We start from the raw sequence: 18758 nt of genomic DNA, 5'->3' as shown, positions 1-18758 counted from the left end.
GCCGGCCGCCGCGGTCGGCGGCGACCGCGGGTGGCTGGGCCAGGGCGGGGTGCACGGCGGAGGCCCCGCTCGGGGCATCCGGCAGGTCGTCCGCCCCCTGAGCGGGTGGGGACGTGGTCGGGTTCTGGGTCACTGTGGTGTTCGGCGCCGGTCGGCGCCCCTCCGTTCCTCGGTTCGTGGGCGCTGCCCGGCGGGAGCCGGGGCACCTTTCCCCCTACGGTTCGCGCACGCGGCGGCGCTCGCAAACCGACTGGTCGCGCGGGGGGCCCGGGCTCCCCCGACCGGGTGGTCCCCGGCGGTGCCGGACCGGCACGGGAGACTGGTGGCATGGAGCTGCCCGGCGCCCTGTACGAGCCCACCGCCGACGGGTTCGAGGCCACCGCCCTCACCATCGGGCCGTGGGACCCCGGCCTGCAGCACGCGGGCCCGCCGGCCGCGCTGCTCGCGCGGGCCGCGGAGCGGGCGAGCGGGATCGCCGAGGGCCAGACGGTGCGGCTGACCTACGACATCTTCGGCCCGGTGCCGGTCGGCCCGGTGCGGATCAGCACCTCGGTCGTGCGGCCGGGCCGCCGGGTGGAGCTCGTCGAGGCGGTGCTCGACGCCGGTGACGGCCGCCCTCTCATGCGGCTGTCGGCCTGGCGGATGCGCACCCGCAGCGACGACCTGCCGGCCGCCGTCCCGGGCTCGGCGCCGGAGGTGCCGCATCCCGCACCCGCCGGCCCGGACGCCGCCGCCGGCGAGGAGGCCGCGTTCTTCCGCAGCGACGTCGCCTACCACAAGGCGCTGAGCTGGCGGTTCGCCCGCGGCAGCTTCAACTCCCCGGGGCCGGCCACCGCGTGGACGCGGCCGCAGTGCACCCTGGTGGAGGGCGAACCGATCACCCCGCTGCAGCACCTGCTGGTCATGACCGACGCGGCCAGCGGCATCTCCGCGGTGCTCGACTGGAGCAGCGCCACCTTCGCCAACGTGGACCTGGGCGTGGCCCTGCACCGGCCGCCGCGCGGGGAGTGGCTGGGCATGGCGGCGACCACGGTGCTGGGCGACTCCGGCGCCGCGCAGTGCTCGGCGGTCCTCTTCGACGCCGAGGGGGCGGTCGGCCGCTCCACCCAGTCGCTGTTCGTGGAGCCGCGCTGACGGCTCCCGGTCGGGCACGACCGCTGGCCACCGTCCCCCGGGCGCACCAGGGTGGACGACGACGAGATCGACGAGGAGGACCTGTAGGTGGGCGACGCGCTGAGGGACGTCCTGGACTGGCTGTCCGGGCGAGGGCTCGAGGTGGTGCTGATCGTCCTCGGGTCGGTGCTGCTGGCCCGGTTCGTGGGCTGGGTCGGCAGCCGGGTCACCCAGGGGATCGACGAGCGCTCCACCGGCGGTGACGCGCTCGTCCGCTCCGAGGCGGCCAAGCACCGGCACTCGCTCACCCAGGTCGTCACCTGGACCGCCGTCGTGCTCATCTACGCCGTCGCCGTCTTCTTCGTGCTCGACCGGCTCGGCGTGCCGGTCACCGGCCTCGTGGCCCCCGCGACCGTGCTGGGCGTGGGGCTCGGCTTCGGCGCGCAGCGCGTCGTCGGCGACGTCCTGGCCGGCTTCTTCATCATCACCGAGCGCCAGTACGGCTTCGGTGACGTCGTCTCCATCCAGGTGGTCGGCGGCGGCGACCCGGCCACCGGCACCGTCGAGGACGTCACCCTGCGCGTGACCCGGGTGCGCTCGGCCAACGGCGAGGTCGTGACCGTGCCCAACGGCCAGATCGTCAAGGTCGTCAACCTGTCCCGCGACTGGGCCCGAGCGGTCATCGACGTGCCCGTGCCGTCGGACGCCGACGTCAACCGGGTCAACGAGATCCTCCGCGAGGTCGGCAGGGACGCCTTCCGCGACCCGGCGATGCGCCCGCTGCTGCTGGACCCGCCGACCGTCATGGGCGTGGAGAGCCTCGGCCTGGACGAGGTCAACGTCCGCGTCGTGGCGCGCACCCTGCCGGGCAAGCAGTTCGAGGTCGGCCGCGACCTGCGGGTGCGGATCGTGCTGGCCTTCCGCGACCAGGGCATGCAGGTGGTACCGCCGCCTGCCGCCGGGGACGCACCGACCGCGCAGCTCGTGCGCGAGGGGGAGGACGCGTGAGCGGGCAGGACCAGACCACGCCGGACCAGGTCCCGACGCCGACGGTCAGCACCGCCCCCACCGGCGGGGAGACCCCGCCCGCGGCCGCCCGCTGGTGGCAGCCCGGCGGCGCGCTCCCCGACCACCTCGGCCGCGCCCGGACCTCCACGGTGGTCCTGTCGGTGCTGTTCGTCCTGGTCTTCGCCCTCTACCTCACCGTGCGGCCGGACGAGACGACGACCGGCACCGCGCCGGCCGGCGGCAGCAGCGACGTCGAGGCCCCGGTGGTCCCGGTCGTGCCGCAGGAGCCGACCTCGCCCGAGCCCACCGAGGAGCCGGCCCCGACGACCGGTCCGGGGGAGACCGACGAGCCCGGGGAGGGCACCGGCACGCCGACGACGAGCAGCGCACCGACGTCCTCGAGCCCCGGCACGACGACGCCGGGCAGCGACTCGAGCACCGCTCCGGGGACCCCGCAGCCGACGGGGACCACCGGCGGGACGACCGAGCCGGCCACCCCGACGACGACGTCCCCGCCAGGACCGTGACCGAAGCGGTACGGACCTCGCGCGACGGGGAGGCGCAGCGCAGGGCAAGATCTAGCCCCTGCCCCGCCCGAAGGAGACCCTGCCCGTGTCCGCTCGTTCCCTGACCCGCCGCGCCGCGACCGCCGTCGCCGCCGCCACCACCGCCGCGCTGATCCTCAGCGGCTGCGGTGACGACTCCGACGACTCGTCGTCGTCCGGCTCGCCGGCCGACGAGAGCACCCCCGCCGTCGAGGTCGACGACGACCTGGCTTCGCGCGTCCCGGCCGAGATCAGCGAGGACGGGACGATCACCGTCGGCAGCGACACCAGCTACGCGCCGAGCGAGTTCATCGACGAGGACGGCGAGACGATCGTCGGCTTCGACGTCGACCTGTTCTCCGCCGTCGCCCAGAAGCTCGGCCTGGAGGCGGAGTTCGAGTCGGCCTCGTTCGACTCGATCATCGCCGGCGTCGGCTCGGGCCGGTACGAGACGGGCGTCTCCTCGTTCACGATCAACCCCGACCGCCTGGCCGAGGCCACGATGGTCAGCTACTTCTCCGCCGGCACCCAGTGGGCCGTGCAGGAGGGCAACCCGGAGGGCGTCGACGCCGACGACGCCTGCGGGGCGTCCGTCGCCGTGCAGCGCGGCACCGTCCAGGTCGACGACATCACCGCCCGCTCCGCCGACTGCGAGGCCGCCGGCAAGGACGCGATCGACATCCAGCAGTTCGAGGGCCAGGACGAGGCCACCGCGGCGCTCGTCTCCGGTCGCGTCGACGCCAGCCTGGCCGACTCCCCCGTCATGGCCTACGCCGTCCAGCAGACCAACGGCAAGCTCGAGCTGCTCGGCGACATCTACGACTCCGCCCCCTACGGCTACGTCGTGCCGAAGGCCCAGACCGAGTTCGCCCAGGTCCTGGCCGACGCGCTCGCCGCGCTGATCGAGGACGGCACCTACGCCGAGATCCTGGAGAAGTGGGGCGTCGAGGCCGGCGCCATCGACACCCCGGCCGTCAACCCGGCCGGCTGATCCCCCTCCCCCGACCGATGCCCGACACGAGCACGACACCGGCACCGCCCGAGGCCATCCGGGCGGTGCCGGTGCGGCACCCCGGCCGCTGGATCGCCACCGCCGTCATCGCGGTGCTCGCCGCCATGTTCGTCAACATGCTGGTCACCAACGAGGTGTTCCAGTGGGACTTCATGGTCGAGAACATGTTCAGCGACGCCGTCCTCCGGGGCGCGCGGACGACGCTGATCATGACCGTGCTGGCCATGGTCATCGGCATCGCGCTGGGCATCGTGCTGGCGGTCATGCGGCTGTCGGCCAACCCGGTCGTGTCGGGGGCGGCCTGGGTCTACATCTGGTTCTTCCGCGCCATCCCGCGCATCGTCCTGCTGTTCTTCTCGGCCAGCCTCGGGGCGCTGTACTCGACGTACGACATCGGCATCCCCTTCGACCAGCAGATCATGGACCTGTTCGGCTTCGAGGGGGACTGGCGCTTCCTGAGCCTGGACGGCAACGACATCTTCCGGGGTTTCATCGCCGGGCTGCTGGGCCTGGCGCTCTCCGAGGGCGCCTACGCGGCCGAGATCGTCCGCGCCGGCATCCAGTCGGTCGACCCCGGGCAGACCGAGGCCGCCGCCGCCCTGGGCATGAGCCGCGCCCAGACGATGCGTCGGATCGTGCTCCCCCAGGCGATGCGGGTGATCATCCCGCCGATGGGCAACGAGACGATCGCGATGCTCAAGGACACCTCGCTGCTCATCGCGGTGCCGGTGACCAACGAGCTCAACTTCCAGCTGCGCGCCATCGGCAGCCGGACCTTCCAGGTCATCCCGATGGCCGTGGCCTCGATCCTCTGGTACCTGGCGCTGGCCAGCCTGCTGATGATCGGCCAGTACTTCCTCGAGAAGCGGTTCAGCCGCGGCTTCGGGGTGCGCGAGACGCGGCAGCAGCGGGCCGCCCGCCGGGCCACCGAGATCGGGAGCACGCATTGAGCAGCGCCGTGAGCAGCCCGTCGCCCGCAGCTCCACCGATGGTGCGCGCAGAACAGGTGCACAAGCGCTTCGGGCACGTCGAGGTGCTCAAGGGCATCGACCTCGAGGTCGCCCCGCGCGAGGTCATGTGCGTCGTCGGCCCGTCCGGGTCGGGCAAGTCGACGTTCCTGCGCTGCATCAACCACCTGGAGCGGATCGACGCCGGCCGGCTGTGGGTGGACGGCCACCTGGTCGGCTACCGCGAGAAGGGCGGCCGGCTGCACGAGCTGCGCGACTCCGAGGTGGCCGCCCAGCGCCGCGACATCGGCATGGTCTTCCAGCGCTTCAACCTGTTCCCGCACAAGACCGCGCTGGAGAACGTGACCGAGGCGCCGGTGCAGGTGAAGGGCGTGGGCCGGGCCGAGGCCCGCGAGCGCGGCGCCGCCCTGCTGGAGCGCGTCGGGCTCGGCGACCGGGTGCACAACTACCCGAACCAGCTCTCCGGCGGCCAGCAGCAGCGGGTCGCGATCGCCCGCGCGCTGGCGATGCAGCCCAAGCTGATGCTGTTCGACGAGCCCACGTCGGCGCTGGACCCCGAGCTGGTCGGCGAGGTCCTCGACGTCATGCGCGGCCTGGCCGAGGACGGCATGACGATGGTCGTGGTCACGCACGAGATGGGCTTCGCCCGCGAGGTCGGCGACAGCCTGGTCTTCATGGACGACGGCGTCGTCGTCGAGGCCGGCGACCCGCGGCAGGTGCTCACCGACCCGCAGCACGAGCGCACCCGCTCGTTCCTCTCCAAGGTGCTCTGAGCCCCTGCAGCCACCCGTCGACGATCAGGTGACCTGATCATCGGGCGTCCTCCCTCACGGTCTGCGCTGAGGGAGGACGCAGCACGATCAGGTCACCTGATCCTGGCGTCACCGGCGCGGGGCGGGCGTGGGGCCGGTGTTTCACGTGGGACAACGGGATGCCTAAGATCACGTCGGCTCACGAGAGGCAGTGCGAAGCACCTGGCTGACTGCCCGGCAACCTCCTACTCCGTCTGAGGTGCTCCAGGGGAAGAGCCGGCTCGCGCGGCGCCCGCCGCGGGGGCAAGGACGGAGCTCCCGTGCGCCGCGGGATCTCCTGAGCGAGAGGAGACGGCGCACATGAGCGACCCGCAGAACTGGAGCTTCGAGACCCGGCAGATCCACGCCGGAGCCAGCCCCGACCCGACGACCGGCGCCCGCGCGCTGCCGATCTACGCGACCACGAGCTACCAGTTCCGCGACAGCCAGCACGCCGCGGACCTGTTCGCGCTGGCCGAGATGGGCAACATCTACACGCGGATCATGAACCCGACGCAGGACGCGCTGGAGCAGCGCGTCGCCTCGCTCGAGGGCGGCGTCGCCGCGCTCGCGGTCTCCTCCGGCCAGGCCGCGGAGACCCTCGCCATCCTCAACCTGGCCGAGGCCGGCGACCACGTCGTCGCCTCCGCCTCGCTGTACGGCGGCACGTACAACCTGCTGCACCACTCGCTGCCCAAGCTCGGCATCACGGTCTCCTTCGTCGAGGACCCCGACGACCCGGAGGCCTGGCAGGCCCTGGTCCGGGAGAACACCCGCGCCTTCTACGCCGAGACGATCGGCAACCCGAAGGGCGACATCCTCGACATCGAGGCCGTGGCCGGCGTCGCGCACCGCAACGGCGTGCCGCTGATCGTCGACAACACGATCGCCACCCCGTACCTGATCCGCCCGTTCGAGTTCGGCGCCGACATCGTCGTCCACTCGGCCACGAAGTACCTCGGCGGCCACGGCACCGCGATCGCCGGCCTCATCGTCGACGGCGGCACCTTCGACTGGCGCGGCGGCAAGCACCCCATGTTCACCACGGCCGACCCGACTTACCACGGCGTCGTCTACGCCGACCTGGGTGCGCCGGCCTACGCCCTCAAGGCGCGCGTGCAGCTGCTGCGCGACCTGGGCCCGGCCATCTCCCCGTTCAACGCCTTCCTGGTGGTGCAGGGCATCGAGACGCTGTCGCTGCGCATGGAGCGGCACGTGTCGAACGGGCAGAAGGTGGCCGAGTTCCTCGAGGCGCACGACGCCGTCGACCGGGTCAACTACGCGGGCCTGCCCACCAACCAGTGGCACGCCGCGCAGCAGAAGTACGCGCCCAAGGGCGCGGGCGCCGTCCTCACCTTCGAGCTGCACGGCGGCAAGGAGGCGGGCCAGAAGTTCGTCGAGGCCCTCGAGCTGCACAGCCACGTCGCGAACATCGGTGACGTGCGCTCGCTGGTCATCCACCCGGCGTCGACCACCCACTCGCAGCTGACCCCGGAGGAGCAGCTGACCACGGGCGTCACCCCCGGCCTGGTGCGCCTGGCCGTGGGCCTGGAGGGCATCGAGGACATCCTCGCCGACCTCGAGGCCGGGTTCCGGGCCGCGAAGTCGGCCTGACGGGTCCGGACGTAGCATGGGCGGGTGGGTCGAGGGGGATCCGGTCGGGAACCGGCTCTTCCTCGACCTGCCCGCCGTCGTCTTGGAGCGCGGCGGTGAGCTCTCGGCCGTGCGGGTCGCCTACGAGACGTGGGGGACCCTCGCGCCCGACGGCGGCAACGCGGTCCTGATCGAGCACGCGCTCACCGGCGACAGCCACGTCGTCGGCCCCGCCGGGCCGGGGCACCCGACCGGGGGCTGGTGGGAGGGGCTGGTCGGCCCCGGCCGCCCGCTGGACACCGACCGGTGGTTCGTCGTCTGCGCCAACGTCCTCGGCGGCTGCCAGGGGACGACGGGACCGGGCTCGCTCGCACCGGACGGCGCCCGCTGGGGCTCGCGCTTCCCCGAGGTGACCGTCGCCGACCAGGTGCAGGTCGAGGTGGCGCTGGCCGACGCGCTCGGCGTGGGCCGCTGGACGTGCGTCGTCGGCGGCTCGATGGGCGGCATGCGCGCCCTGGAGTGGGCCGTCGCCCTGCCCGAGCGCGTGGGCGGGTTGTTCTTCCTCGCCTCGGGGGCGGCGGCCAACCGGCGACCAGATCGGCACGCAGACCACGCAGCAGGCGGCGGTGCGCACCGATCCGCGGTGGCGCGGCGGGGACTACGACGCCGCCGAGCCGCCGGTCGACGGGCTGGGCATCGCCCGGCGGATCGCGCACCTCACCTACCGCAGCGCGCTCGAGCTGGACGCCCGCTTCGGCACGCGGGTGCAGGAGGACGGCCGCTACGCCGTCGGCTCCTACCTCGACCACCACGCCGACAAGCTGGTCGGCCGGTTCGACGCCGGCAGCTACGTGGTGCTCACCGAGGCGATGAACTCCTGGGACGTCGGCCGCGGCCGCGGCGGCGTCGAGGCGGCGCTGTCCCGGGTCACCGCGCGCACCGTCGTCGCCGGGATCGACACCGACCGGCTGTACCCGCCGGCCCTGCAGCAGCGGGTGGCCGATGCCCTCGGCGTCCCGCTGCGGCTGATCCCGTCCCCCTACGGGCACGACGGCTTCCTCGTGGAGGTCGAGGCCGTCGGCGCCCTCCTGGGCGAGCTGCTGGCCGGCTGATCAGCCCAGCGGCCGACGCCGGCAGCTGCGCCGAGTCATGCGAACTCGTGGCGATCGGCGGCCGATGACCACGAGTTCGCAGGTCTCGGCGTCGGGTCAGCGCTCGAGGCGCCGCACCCGGCGGGCGCCGTCGAGCCGCTCGCTGTAGGCCTTCGCGTTGTAGGCGATGTGCAGCTGGTCGTCGTCGGTCGCCTCGCGCATGACCTTCGCGGGGACGCCGGCGATGAGCGAGCGCGGCGGGAAGACCTTGCCCTGGGTGACGACGGCGCCGGCGGCGACGATCGAGCCCGAACCGATGTGCGCGCCGTTCATGATCACGCTGCCCATGCCCACGAGGACGTCGTCGTCGATGCGGGCGCCGTGCAGCACCACCCGGTGGCCCACCGACACCCGGTCGCCCACGACGAGGGGGAACCCGGGGTCGGAGTGCAGGGTGCAGCCGTCCTGGATGTTCGAGTCGGCGCCGATCTCGATGACCTCGGCGTCGGCCCGGGCGACCGCGCCGTACCAGATGCTCGACCGCGGGCCCATCGTCACCGCGCCCACCACCACCGCCGTCGGGGCGACGAACGCCTCGTCGTCGATGGCGGGCGAGCCGAAGTCCAGGGCGCCGATGAAGTTCTCCACCCGGCGAACCTAGATCAGGCCGTGCGCGTGCACCGCCTCGGCCACCTGGAGGAAGCCGGCCACGTTGGCGCCGAGCACCAGGTCGCCGGGCGCGCCGTACTCCTCGGCGGTCTCGTGGCAGCGCGCGTGGATGCCGCGCATGATCTCCTCGAGCCGCTGCTCGCTGTGCTCGAAGGTCCAGCGGTCCCGCGAGGCGTTCTGCTGCATCTCCAGCGCGGAGGTGGCCACCCCGCCGGCGTTGGCCGCCTTGCCCGGGGCGAAGCCGATGCCCGCGGCGCGGAACAGCGAGACCGCATCCGGGGTGGTGGGCATGTTGGCGCCCTCCACGACGTACTGGCAGCCGTTGCGCGCCAGCGTGCGGGCGGCCTTCCCGTCGAGCTCGTTCTGCGTGGCGCTGGGCATCGCCACCTCGCAGGGGACGTCCCAGATGCTGCCCTGGGCGACGTAGTGCGCGCTGTCGACCCGGTCGGCGTACTCGCTGATGCGGGCCCGCTCGACCTCCTTGACCTGCTTGAGCACCTCGAGGTCGATGCCCTTCTCGTCGACGACGTACCCGCCGGAGTCCGAGCAGGCGATGACCGTGCCGCCGAGCTGGTGGACCTTCTCGATGCCGTAGACGGCGACGTTGCCCGAGCCGCTGATCACCACGCGGCGGCCGTCGAAGGACTCCCCGCGGGCGCGCATCATCGCGTCGGCGAAGAACGCCGCGCCGTAGCCGGTGGCCTCGGTGCGCACCAGCGCACCGCCCCAGCCCAGGCCCTTGCCGGTGATCACGCCGGACTCGTAGCGGTTGGTGATCCGCTTGTACTGCCCGAACAGGTAGCCGATCTCGCGGGCGCCGACGCCGATGTCGCCCGCCGGCACGTCGGTGTACTCGCCCAGGTGCCGGTAGAGCTCGGTCATGAACGACTGGCAGAACCGCATCACCTCGGCGTCCGACCGGCCCTTGGGGTCGAAGTCGGAGCCGCCCTTGCCGCCGCCGATCGGCATGCCGGTGAGCGCGTTCTTGAACACCTGCTCGAAGCCCAGGAACTTGACGATGCCCAGGTTCACCGAGGGGTGGAAGCGCAGGCCGCCCTTGTACGGGCCGAGCGCGGAGTTGAACTCGACGCGGAAGCCCCGGTTGATCTGCACCTCGCCGCGGTCGTCCTGCCACGGCACGCGGAAGATGATCTGCCGCTCGGGCTCGCAGATCCGCTCGATCGTCTTCATCTCGGCGTACTCGCTGTGCCGCCCCAGGACGACGGCCAGCGACTCGAGCACCTCGTGGACGGCCTGGTGGAACTCCGCCTCGCCGGGGTTGCGCCGGAGCACCTCGGCGTAGATCTCCTGCACCTTCGCAGGGACGTCCACGTGCACTGGGGCCTCCGACCGCTGATCCGACGACGGGACCAACCTACGCGCGGGCGTCCGCGGCTCCGGGCGCGACCTCCGCCAGGGCCCGCGGCACCTCCCCCGGCAGCTCGCGGGCGAGGAAGCCCAGCCGGCCCACGGACGACGCCAGCCGCTCCCCGCAGCGACCGTGCAGCCAGGCGGCCCACACCGCCGCCTGCTCGGGGGTGGCGCCGCGGGCGAGCAGGCCCCCGGTGATGCCGGCCCGCACGTCGCCGGAGCCGGAGACCCCCAGCCCGTCGTTGCCGCTGTCGTCCCGCCACAGCCGCCCGTCGGGGGCGGCGATCCAGGAGGTCGCCCCGCCCAGCCCCACGACGGCCTTCGTCCGGGCGGCGAGCGCGGCCGCGGACCCGGCCGGGTCGCCGTCGATCTCCTCCTCCTCGACGTGCAGCGAGTAGGCCGCCTCGGTCGGGTTGGGGGTGAGCACGACCCGGCCCTCGAGGTGGTGCACGCAGCCGTCGTCGGCGGTCACCACCGCCAGGCCGAGCGCGTCGAGCGCCAGCGGGCCGCGCAGGTGCGGCAGCAGCCGCTCGCCGAAGGCCTGGGTCGCCTCCGTGTCGGCCATGCCCGGCCCGATGAGGACGGCGTCGGCGCCCTCGGCCAGGTCGCGGACGACGTCGGCCGCCTCCGGGCCGATCGCCCCGCCGTCGGTCTCCGGGAGCGCGCGGACCAGCGCCTCGGGCAGCGCGGTGGCCACGTGCGGCGCCATGGAGGCGACGGTGGCCACCTGCAGCTTGCCGGCGCCGGCGCGCATCGACGCCTCGGCGGCCAGCAGGACCGCGCCGAGGGTCTCGGTGCTGCCGCCGATGACCAGGATCGAGCCGCGGGCGTTCTTGCCGCCGGTCGGCTCGGGCAGCGGCCACCCGCGCAGCACCTCGGGCGTGACGGTGGTCGGGTCAGGGCTGCGGGGCGGCATCGGGCTCCTCCGTGACGTCCTCGTCCTCGGCGACCAGGTGGTCGACCTCGTTGAAGGCGACCAGCGCGAAGCCGCCGTCGTCGGTGCGCTCGTAGCGGGTGAGGGAGGCGTTGGCGACCTGCTCCTCGCGGTCCACCTCGAGCAGCTCCCCCTCGGTGAGCTCCTCGAGGACGTACCGGAACACCATGATCACCGCCTGGTGGGCGACGATCACCAGCCGCTCGCAGTCGTGCCGCAGCCCCTCGGTGGCCAGCAGGCTGCGGATCCGCAGCGCCACGTCGGCCCAGCTCTCGCCGCCCGGCGGCCGGTAGTAGAACTTGCCGAGCAGGTCGCGCCGGGCCGCCTCGTCGGGGAACCGGTCGCGGATGCCGGCACCGGTCATGCCGTCGAAGGCGCCGAAGTCGCGCTCGCGCAGCCGCTCGTCGGTGCGCACCCGCAGGCCGAGCTCCGCCGTCGCCAGCCGCGCGGTGGTCAGGGCCCGCTCGAAGGGGGAGCTGAGCACCGCCGTCGGCCGCTGGTCCTCCAGCAGCGCCGCCAGCCAGCCGCCGAGCGCCTCGGCCTGGCCGCGGCCGGTGTCGGAGAGGGGGACGTCGGGGTCGCGGACGTCGAGGTCCAGCCGGCCGGCCCCCGCGCGCTGGGCGTGCGCGTCGGCGACGTTGCCCATGCTCTCGCCGTGCCGCACGAGCCACAGCACCGACGGCCCCGGTTCCCGGCTCGCCACCCGCCACCCCCGTCTCCGCGCCGCACCGTGCGGGCACCCGATCGCCGGTAGCCGCGCGCGGGGCTCCCGAAACCGTCGGACCCGGCGGGCAGGATGACCGCGTGACGTCGCCGACGGACCTCCCGGTGCACGCGTTCGCCGACAAGGCCGAGCTCGAGGCCTGGCTGGAGGAGCACGCCGCCTCCGCGCCCGGCATGTACGTGAAGATCGCGAAGAAGGGCAGCGGCATCCCGTCGGTGGACTGGGAGCAGATGGTCGAGGTGCTGCTCTGCTTCGGCTGGATCGACGGTCGCGCCAACCGGCTGGACGACCGGTTCTACCTGCAGCGGGTCACCCCGCGGCGGGCCCGGAGCATCTGGTCGGCGAAGAACGTCGCGACCGTCGAGCGGCTGACCGCCGAGGGGCGGATGCGGCCGGCGGGGCTGGCCGTCGTCGAGGCGGCGAAGGCCGACGGCCGGTGGGCGCGGGCCTACTCCGGGCCGGCCACCATCACCGTGCCCGACGACCTGGCCGCCGCTCTCGACGCCGAGCCCGCCGCGCGGGCGGCGTTCGACGCGCTGAGCGGGCAGGACCGGTACTCGGTCCTGCACCGGGTGCACACCGCGGCGACGGACGCGACCCGCGCGAAGCGGATCGCGGCCGCCGTGCAGCTGCTGGCCGGGGGCCCGCCGGGCTGAGCCCGCTCAGCCCGGGAAGGTGCTGCGTCGCTCGCGCCAGAAGATCGTGTCCCGCCGGCGCCACCACAGCATCAGCGCCACCCCGGTCGCCATCACGCCGACGCCGATGACCAGCGGCGGGCCGACGCCCAGCCACGCCTGCCCGGTGTAGCTGTTCTCCGCGTCGGCGAGGTCGCGGACCGAGAGCACCAGCAGCCAGCCGAGCATCGCCGCGCCGGTGAGCGGGCCGACGCCCAGCAGCAGGAAGTTCCGCACGCTCGCCAGCAGCTGCCGGCGGAAGTAGACGGCGCAGGCCAGGCCGGTGAGCGCGTAGTAGAGCGCGATGAGCAGCGAGAGCCCGGTGATCGAGTCGAACAGCGCGTTCTCGCTGATCAGGCCGACCCCGAGGTACCAGACCACCCCGACGCCGGCGACCCACCAGGTGGAGACGTCGGGCGTGCGGTGCGCGGGCGAGATCGAGGCGAAGCGGCGCGGCAGCGCGGCCCGGCGCGCCATGGACAGGCCGGTGCGCGACGCGGGGATGATCGTCGTCTGGGTCGAGGCGATCGCCGACGTCGCCACCGCCAGCAGCACCACCCAGTCCCAGCCGCCCAGCACCCGGCCGGAGAGCAGCGCGAAGACCGCCTCCTCCTCGTCGGCCTTGCCGGCCAGCCAGCCGGTGCCGGCGAAGGCGAGGATCGCCGTCGCCACCCCGAGGTAGGTGACCAGCAGGACGACGGTCGACCAGATGCCGGCCCGGCCGGGCGCGCGCAGCGGGTCGCGGGTCTCCTCGGTGAGGTTGACCGCCGACTCCCAGCCCCAGTAGGCGAAGACGCCGAGCAGCAGGCCGCCCGTGAGCGCCGCCCCGCCGGAGCCGAAGGGGTCCAGCCACGACCACTGCGGGGTGAGCCCGCCGAACGGGCTGTCCCCGGACAGGCCGCGTGCCAGCGCCACGACGGCGAAGACGGCCAGCGCCACCGTCTGCGCCACGATCAGCCCGTTCTGCAGCCGGGCGGAGAGCTCCGTGCCGCGGACGCAGATCGCCGCCATGACGACGACGAGCAGCGCGGACAGCGCCATGACCACGGGCGTCGACTCCGCCCAGCCGTCCAGCCCGACGGCCAGCAGCGTGAACCGCACGCCCACCTCGGCCAGCGAGCCCAGCACGAGGACGCCGGTCATCGCGATCGCCCAGCCGCCGATCCACCCGGTCCACGGGCCCAGCGCCCGGGTGACCCAGGAGAACGTCGTCCCGCAGTCGGGGTCGACCCGGTTGAGCGCGGCGAACGCCCCGGCGATGAGCAGCATCGGCAGGAACGAGATCAGCAGGACGCCGGGTGCGTGCACCCCGACCAGGGCCACGATCGGCCCGAGGACGGCGGCCAGCGAGTAGGCCGGCGAGGTGGCCGCGAGGCCGATGACGAGGGTGTCGAGGAAGCCGACGGCGTCGGGACGGAGGGTCGCCGTCGCGCGGGGGTCGGTCGCGGTGGCGGTCACCCGCGGGCGCTGGTCGAGGCGGTCACCGCACGATTGTGCGTCAGCCGCCGAGCCGCACGCCGAACCGGTAGCCGCGCTGGTCGACGCTGGTCACCGCGACCGGCGAGCCGTAGGTGCGGGCGTGCACCACCATGCCGTTGCCGATGTAGAGCGCCACGTGGCTGATCGGCGTGTAGTAGAAGACGAGGTCGCCGGGCTGGAGCTCCTGGCGGGAGACCTGCCGGCCGAGGGTGGACTGCGCCCGGCTCGAGTGCGGCAGCGTGATGCCGGCGGCGGCGTAGGCGTACGAGGTGAGGCCCGAGCAGTCGAAGGCGTCGGGCCCGGTGCCGCCGCTGGCGTAGCGGTCGCCGACCTGCGCCAGCGCCGTCTGGATGGCCACGGCGGCGGCCGAGCCCGGGACGACGGGGAGCTCGTCGGCCGCGGGGGCCTCGATCGCGCGGCCGGCGACGGCGGTGGTGACCCGAGCCTGCTCGGCAGCCGAGAGCCGGTCGAAGTCCGCGCGGTAGGCGGCCGCGCGCCGCTCGACCTCGGCCTTCTGGGCCCGCAGCTGCTCGGCGCCGGCCTCCGCGGTGGCGGCGGCCTCGTCGGCGGCGGCCTGCGCGGCCCGGGCGGCGTTCTGCGCGGCGGCGGCCTGGGCGATGACGGCGTTGGTGCGCGCGGCGATCAGGTCGAGCGTGGTCATCTGCTGGACCACGACGTCGACGGAGCTGCCGGTGAGGAAGGCGGCCATGCGCGACTGCGTCTTGCCGGTGTAGCCGCTCTGGGCGATGGCGCGCAGCTGCGGCTCGAAGACGGCGAGGGCCTCGTGCGCGACGGCGGCCTGCTCGGCGGCGGCCGTGGCGGCCTGCTGCTGGGCGGCCACGGCGAGCTCGGCCTCGTGCAGCTGCTCGTCGAGGGCGGTGAGCTCCTGGGCGGTCGTGCGCATCAGCTCGCCGGCCTCGGCGGCGGTGCTCGGCGCCGCACCCGCAGGGGTGGGCGCGAGCACGCCGGTGGCGGCGGCGAGGAGCGCGGCCCCGAGGGCCAGGGCGACCCGGGGACGGCGTCGGGGGGTCGTGCGGGCGGACTGCACCGTCGGCCTCCGATCAGCTGATGCGCCGGTGCCGGGGAAGGGCACTCTCCGTTGCGCGTCAGTACGCACCGTAGGGAGACGGTCTCCGCTCGTAGCCGACGGCGCGCTGGACGGGAAGGGGTGCGCTCGCCTCGTCCGCCCCACGCTCCTCATCCGTCCCCGCGACCCCTCCCGCGCCACCCGCGGACCGTCCGGACCCGGAGAAGCGAACGGACCCGGAGAAGCGAACGGACCCCGGGGCAGAAATGGCCATTTCTGCCCCGGGGTCCGCGTCGGACGGGGTGGTGCTCAGCCGGCGAGCGGCTCCTGCACCTGCTGGAGGCCGGCGACGGTCCGGAAGTCGCGGAGGATCGCGGACAGCTCGTCGGCGGTCCACGCCTCGCAGCAGTCGCAGCCGCCCTCGGCGAAGCTGACCAGGCCCAGCCGGCCACCGGCCTGGTCCTCGTCGATGGCGAGGTTGCCGGCCGACGGGTGCCGGTGGCACGCGCAGGCGGAGGCGCACAGGCCCAGACCCCAGCCGGAGATGACGACGGTGTGCCCGTCGTCGCGGACCTTGCCGACCTGGAAGACGGACGGCTTGTGACTCCTGCTCATGGGAGTCCTCCCCTCGACAGCCCGTTCCGCAGAGCCGGGCCCGTGTGCCTGACAAGAAAACGAGCTACGAGAGGTTTCGGCAGGGTGACCCCTGCGGTAAAGCACTTCGTTGGCTCGGCTTTCGACACCCACGGTAATCCCACCCCTACGGGCCGTCCCCGACATTTCTCCCCACGTCTCGCCCGGCCGGTTGGCGGATCTGCACCGGCCCGAAGGCTCCCGGTGACAGGTGTGACGGATGGGGTCCCGCTCAGCTCGCGGGCGAGACCGAGCTCATGTTGAAGTCCGGCACCCGGAGCACCGGCATGGCCGTGCGGGTGAACCAGTCGTTCCACTCCCGCGGGAGCGTCCGTTCGGTCCGGCCGGCCTGGACCGCCCGGCCGAGCAGGTCGACCGGCGACTCGTTGAACCGGAAGTTGTTCACCGCGCCGGTGACTTCGCCGTTCTCGACGAGGAAGACGCCGTCGCGGGTGAGCCCGGTGAGCAGCAGCGTCTGCGGGTCGACCTCGCGGATGTACCAGAGCGTGGTCAGCAGCAGGCCGCGCTCGGTGGCCGCCACCATCTCCTCCGCGGTGGCCGTGGCCGAGCGGTCCTCGAGCACGAGGTTGTCGACGGCGACCGTGGCGGGTGCGGTCTGCTTCAGCGCCCAGGCCCGCGGCCGGACCAGGTTGGTGAGGACGCCGTCGGTGATCCAGTCGATCGCCGGCGAGGCCAGGCCGTTGTCGAACACCGACGCCGCCCCCGAGGACGCGGAGACCACCTGGAAGGGCGCGGCCTCCAGCCCGGGGTAGTCGGGGTCGCTGCGCAGGGTGAGCGGCAGCTCGGACAGGCGGTCGCCGATCCGGTTGCCGCCGCCGGTGCGGGCGAAGACGTTGCGCCCCTCGTCGGCGTCCCGGGCCTCCATCGTCCAGTAGAGGTAGATCATCAGGTCGGCGACCGCCGAGGGCGGCAGCAACGTCTCGTAGCGGCCGGCCGGCAGGTCGACGCGCCGCTGCGACCAGCCCATCTTCTTCTCGACGTCGGCGGCCAGCGCCGCCACCGAGACGTCGCGGAAGTCGCGGGTGCTCGCGCCGGACCACACCGACCGGGCGAAGTCGGGGCTCTTGCCGTTGAGCTCCACCCGGCCGGTGGGCTGGTCGGTGCGCAGCCGCAGCCCGGTGGAGCTGCCCAGGTACGTGGTGCTCATCGAGTGCTCGGCGAAGCCGAAGAGCAGTTCGCCGCGGTCGCGCGCCTCGCCGAACGCCTGGCCCAGCGCCGGCGCGAAGTCGGCGAACACCTCGATCGAGGTCTCCGCGGGGTCGCCCGCCCAGTCGCCGGCACCCGGCGGCGCCTCGGCGACCAGCGGGACGGCGTCCTCGGCCGGGCCGGCGTCGCGGGCCGCGCGCTCGCTGGCCGCGACCAGCGCGGCGACGTCCGGCGTCCCGGTGCGGGCGACCGAGCCGGCCGCCATCCCGGCGCCGCCGTCGACGAACGAGACGACGACGACCGACCGCGAGCGCATCGCCCCGTTGGTGGTCAGGCTGTTGGCGGCCCACCGCAGGTTGGCCTCGGAGTGCTCGGTGACGAAGGTGATCTGGCCGTCGGCGGTCGACGCCGCGAGGCACCGCTCGACCAGCTCCTGCGCGCTGAGGGCGCTCATCGTCCTGCCTCCTGGACCGTGTTGAGCACCGACACCTGGTCGAAGCGGGCGGTCGGGCAGCCGTGGCTCACCGGCGCCGCCTGCCCGGGTTGGGCCTTGCCGCAGTTGAAGGCGCCGCCGAGGACGTAGGTCTGCGGCCCGCCGACGACCGACATCGAGCCCCAGAAGTCCGTCGTCGTCGCCTGGTAGGCGACGTCGCGCAGCTGGCCGGCCAGCCGGCCGTCCTCGATCCGGTAGAAGCGCTGACCGGTGAACTGGAAGTTGTAGCGCTGCATGTCGATCGACCAGCTCTTGTCGCCGACGACGTAGATCCCGCGCTCCACCCCGCCGATGATCTCCTCGGTGGAGGGGCCGTCGGGCGCGGGGCGCAGCGAGACGTTGGCCATCCGCTGCACCGGCACGTGGCCGGGCGAGTCGGCGAAGGCGCAGCCGTTCGAGCGGTCCAGCCCGCGCAGCCGGGCCATGTTGCGGTCGACCTGGTAGCCGACGAGCACGCCGTCCCGGACGATGTCCCACTCCTGGCCGGCGACGCCCTCGTCGTCCCAGCCGACCGTGGACAGGCCGTGCGGGGTGGTGCGGTCGCCGGTGATCTGCAGCAGCGGCGAGCCGTACTGCAGCGTCCCGAGCTTGTCCACGGTCGCGAACGAGGTGCCGGCGTAGGCCGCCTCGTAGCCCAGCGCCCGGTCCAGCTCGGTGGCGTGCCCGATCGACTCGTGGATGGTCAGCCACAGGTTGGACGGGTCGATGACCAGGTCGTAGCGGCCGGCTTCCACCGAGGGCGCCTTGGTCTTCTCGCGCAGCAGCTCGGGGATCTCGGCGAGCTCGCCGGCCCAGTCCCAACTGCTGCCGGTGAGGTACTCCCAGCCGCGGCCGACCGGCGGGGCGAGGGTGCGCATGCTCTCGAACGAACCCGTGGCCCGGTCGACCGTGAGCGCGGTGAGGTCGGGGTGGATGCGCACGCGCTGCTGGCGGGTGCGGGTGCCGGCGGTGTCGGCGTAGTACTTCTGCTCCTTGACGTGCATGCAGCTCGCCTGCACGTGCTCGACGCCGTCGGCGGCCAGCAGCCGCTCGGAGAACTCGGCCAGCAGCCCGGTCTTCTCGGCGTCCGGGACGTCGAACGGGTCGATCTCGTAGTCCGAGACGTACGTGGCGTCGGGGTGCACGGGCTCGGGAGCCAGCTCGACGCGGTCGGTGTTGATCGCCGCGGAGACCCGGGCGACGGCGACGGCCTGCTCGGCCAGCCGCACCGCCTCGGCCGCGGTGAGGACGACGCCGGCCGCGAACCCCCAGGTGCCCTCGTGCACGACCCGCACGGCCAGGCCGAGGTCCTCGCCGTCGGTCACCGCCTCCGGGCGGGCGTCGCGCAGGCTGATCGTCTGCGTGCGGATCCGCTCGACCCGGATGTCGGCGTGCTCGCAGCCCAGGTCCACCGCGCGGGTGAGCGCGGCGTCGGTGAGCGCGGACAGCGGGAGGGCGAGGAAGGTCTCGTCGACGGAGCGCGGCAC

At 73.8% G+C, this 18758-nt stretch carries 18 protein-coding genes, 1 pseudogene and 1 riboswitch; of the genes and pseudogenes, 10 read left to right on the top strand and 9 right to left on the bottom strand.

Annotated elements, in window-relative coordinates; translation table 11 throughout:
• The first annotated feature begins 327 nt into the window (after positions 1-327).
• From JKP76_RS05910 to JKP76_RS20450, 9 genes and pseudogenes are all read left to right on the top strand, one after another.
• Positions 328-1134 carry a thioesterase family protein gene (locus tag JKP76_RS05910; RefSeq protein ID WP_200489946.1) on the top strand — a complete coding sequence of 269 codons (807 nt, stop codon included), beginning with the start codon at positions 328-330 and terminating at the stop codon, positions 1132-1134.
• A gap of 87 nt (positions 1135-1221) precedes the next feature.
• A complete protein-coding gene (locus tag JKP76_RS05905) occupies positions 1222-2121 on the top strand; it encodes a mechanosensitive ion channel family protein (RefSeq protein ID WP_309229967.1) in 900 nt (299 codons plus the stop codon).
• Positions 2118-2648: a hypothetical protein gene (locus JKP76_RS05900; RefSeq protein ID WP_200489945.1), complete on the top strand. Its 531-nt coding sequence runs from the start codon at positions 2118-2120 to the stop codon at positions 2646-2648. The genes JKP76_RS05905 and JKP76_RS05900 overlap by 4 nt, the downstream gene beginning before the upstream one ends.
• Before the next feature lie 85 nt (positions 2649-2733).
• Positions 2734-3657, top strand: coding sequence for an ABC transporter substrate-binding protein (locus tag JKP76_RS05895; RefSeq protein WP_200489944.1), 924 nt, complete (start codon positions 2734-2736; stop codon positions 3655-3657).
• Between the two features lie 17 nt (positions 3658-3674).
• A complete protein-coding gene (locus tag JKP76_RS05890; protein WP_200489943.1) occupies positions 3675-4628 on the top strand; it encodes an amino acid ABC transporter permease in 954 nt (317 codons plus the stop codon).
• Positions 4629-4666: 38 nt separating this feature from the next.
• Positions 4667-5419 carry an amino acid ABC transporter ATP-binding protein gene (locus JKP76_RS05885; RefSeq protein WP_200491289.1) on the top strand — a complete coding sequence of 251 codons (753 nt, stop codon included), beginning with the start codon at positions 4667-4669 and terminating at the stop codon, positions 5417-5419.
• Positions 5420-5595: 176 nt separating this feature from the next.
• A riboswitch (SAM riboswitch) is annotated at positions 5596-5714 on the top strand.
• A 44-nt stretch (positions 5715-5758) separates the two neighbouring features.
• Positions 5759-7051 (top strand): bifunctional o-acetylhomoserine/o-acetylserine sulfhydrylase, encoded by a 1293-nt coding sequence (locus JKP76_RS05880; RefSeq protein WP_200489942.1) that lies wholly within the window; start codon positions 5759-5761, stop codon positions 7049-7051.
• Positions 7052-7067: 16 nt separating this feature from the next.
• Positions 7068-7559 (top strand): annotated as a pseudogene (locus tag JKP76_RS20455) (alpha/beta fold hydrolase); the annotation flags it as partial.
• A gap of 97 nt (positions 7560-7656) precedes the next feature.
• A complete protein-coding gene (locus tag JKP76_RS20450) occupies positions 7657-8142 on the top strand; it encodes an alpha/beta fold hydrolase (RefSeq protein ID WP_309232859.1) in 486 nt (161 codons plus the stop codon).
• Between the two features lie 96 nt (positions 8143-8238).
• Here the strand turns inward: JKP76_RS20450 and JKP76_RS05870 are convergent, their stop codons facing one another.
• From JKP76_RS05870 to JKP76_RS05855, 4 genes are read right to left on the bottom strand one after another with little or no spacing between them, the layout of a single operon-like run.
• Positions 8239-8769, bottom strand: a complete 531-nt coding sequence (locus tag JKP76_RS05870; protein ID WP_200489941.1) for a gamma carbonic anhydrase family protein — start codon at positions 8767-8769, stop codon at positions 8239-8241.
• A gap of 9 nt (positions 8770-8778) precedes the next feature.
• The gene (gene gdhA / locus JKP76_RS05865; RefSeq protein ID WP_200489940.1) at positions 8779-10128 is read right to left on the bottom strand and encodes an NADP-specific glutamate dehydrogenase; all 1350 of its coding nucleotides are present in this window, start codon (positions 10126-10128) and stop codon (positions 8779-8781) included.
• Between the two features lie 37 nt (positions 10129-10165).
• The gene (locus JKP76_RS05860; protein ID WP_200489939.1) at positions 10166-11077 is read right to left on the bottom strand and encodes an NAD(P)H-hydrate dehydratase; all 912 of its coding nucleotides are present in this window, start codon (positions 11075-11077) and stop codon (positions 10166-10168) included.
• The gene (locus JKP76_RS05855; protein ID WP_309229968.1) at positions 11058-11798 is read right to left on the bottom strand and encodes a histidine phosphatase family protein; all 741 of its coding nucleotides are present in this window, start codon (positions 11796-11798) and stop codon (positions 11058-11060) included. The genes JKP76_RS05860 and JKP76_RS05855 overlap by 20 nt, the downstream gene beginning before the upstream one ends.
• Before the next feature lie 101 nt (positions 11799-11899).
• On the opposite strand from JKP76_RS05855, the gene JKP76_RS23305 reads away from it, so the two are divergent.
• On the top strand, positions 11900-12475 hold the full coding sequence (locus tag JKP76_RS23305) for a YdeI/OmpD-associated family protein (protein WP_309229969.1): 576 nt from the start codon (positions 11900-11902) through the stop codon (positions 12473-12475).
• 6 nt (positions 12476-12481) lie between these two features.
• Here JKP76_RS23305 and JKP76_RS05845 read toward each other — a convergent pair whose 3' ends face one another.
• The 5 genes from JKP76_RS05845 to JKP76_RS05825 form a co-directional block, all read right to left on the bottom strand.
• Positions 12482-13951: an APC family permease gene (locus JKP76_RS05845; protein WP_200489938.1), complete on the bottom strand. Its 1470-nt coding sequence runs from the start codon at positions 13949-13951 to the stop codon at positions 12482-12484.
• Between the two features lie 40 nt (positions 13952-13991).
• Complete coding sequence (locus JKP76_RS05840; protein ID WP_309229970.1) at positions 13992-15020, bottom strand: C40 family peptidase; 1029 nt, start codon at positions 15018-15020, stop codon at positions 13992-13994.
• Between the two features lie 288 nt (positions 15021-15308).
• Positions 15309-15614, bottom strand: a complete 306-nt coding sequence (locus tag JKP76_RS05835; protein ID WP_200489936.1) for a hypothetical protein — start codon at positions 15612-15614, stop codon at positions 15309-15311.
• A 250-nt stretch (positions 15615-15864) separates the two neighbouring features.
• A complete protein-coding gene (locus tag JKP76_RS05830; RefSeq protein ID WP_200489935.1) occupies positions 15865-17253 on the bottom strand; it encodes a metallopeptidase TldD-related protein in 1389 nt (462 codons plus the stop codon).
• A complete protein-coding gene (locus JKP76_RS05825; RefSeq protein WP_200489934.1) occupies positions 17250-18758 on the bottom strand; it encodes a TldD/PmbA family protein in 1509 nt (502 codons plus the stop codon). The genes JKP76_RS05830 and JKP76_RS05825 overlap by 4 nt, the downstream gene beginning before the upstream one ends.

The sequence above is a fragment of the Blastococcus sp. TML/C7B genome, assembly GCF_016612845.1.
Lineage (GTDB): Bacteria > Actinomycetota > Actinomycetes > Mycobacteriales > Geodermatophilaceae > Blastococcus.
This window is presented reverse-complemented; position numbering and strand designations above follow the sequence as displayed.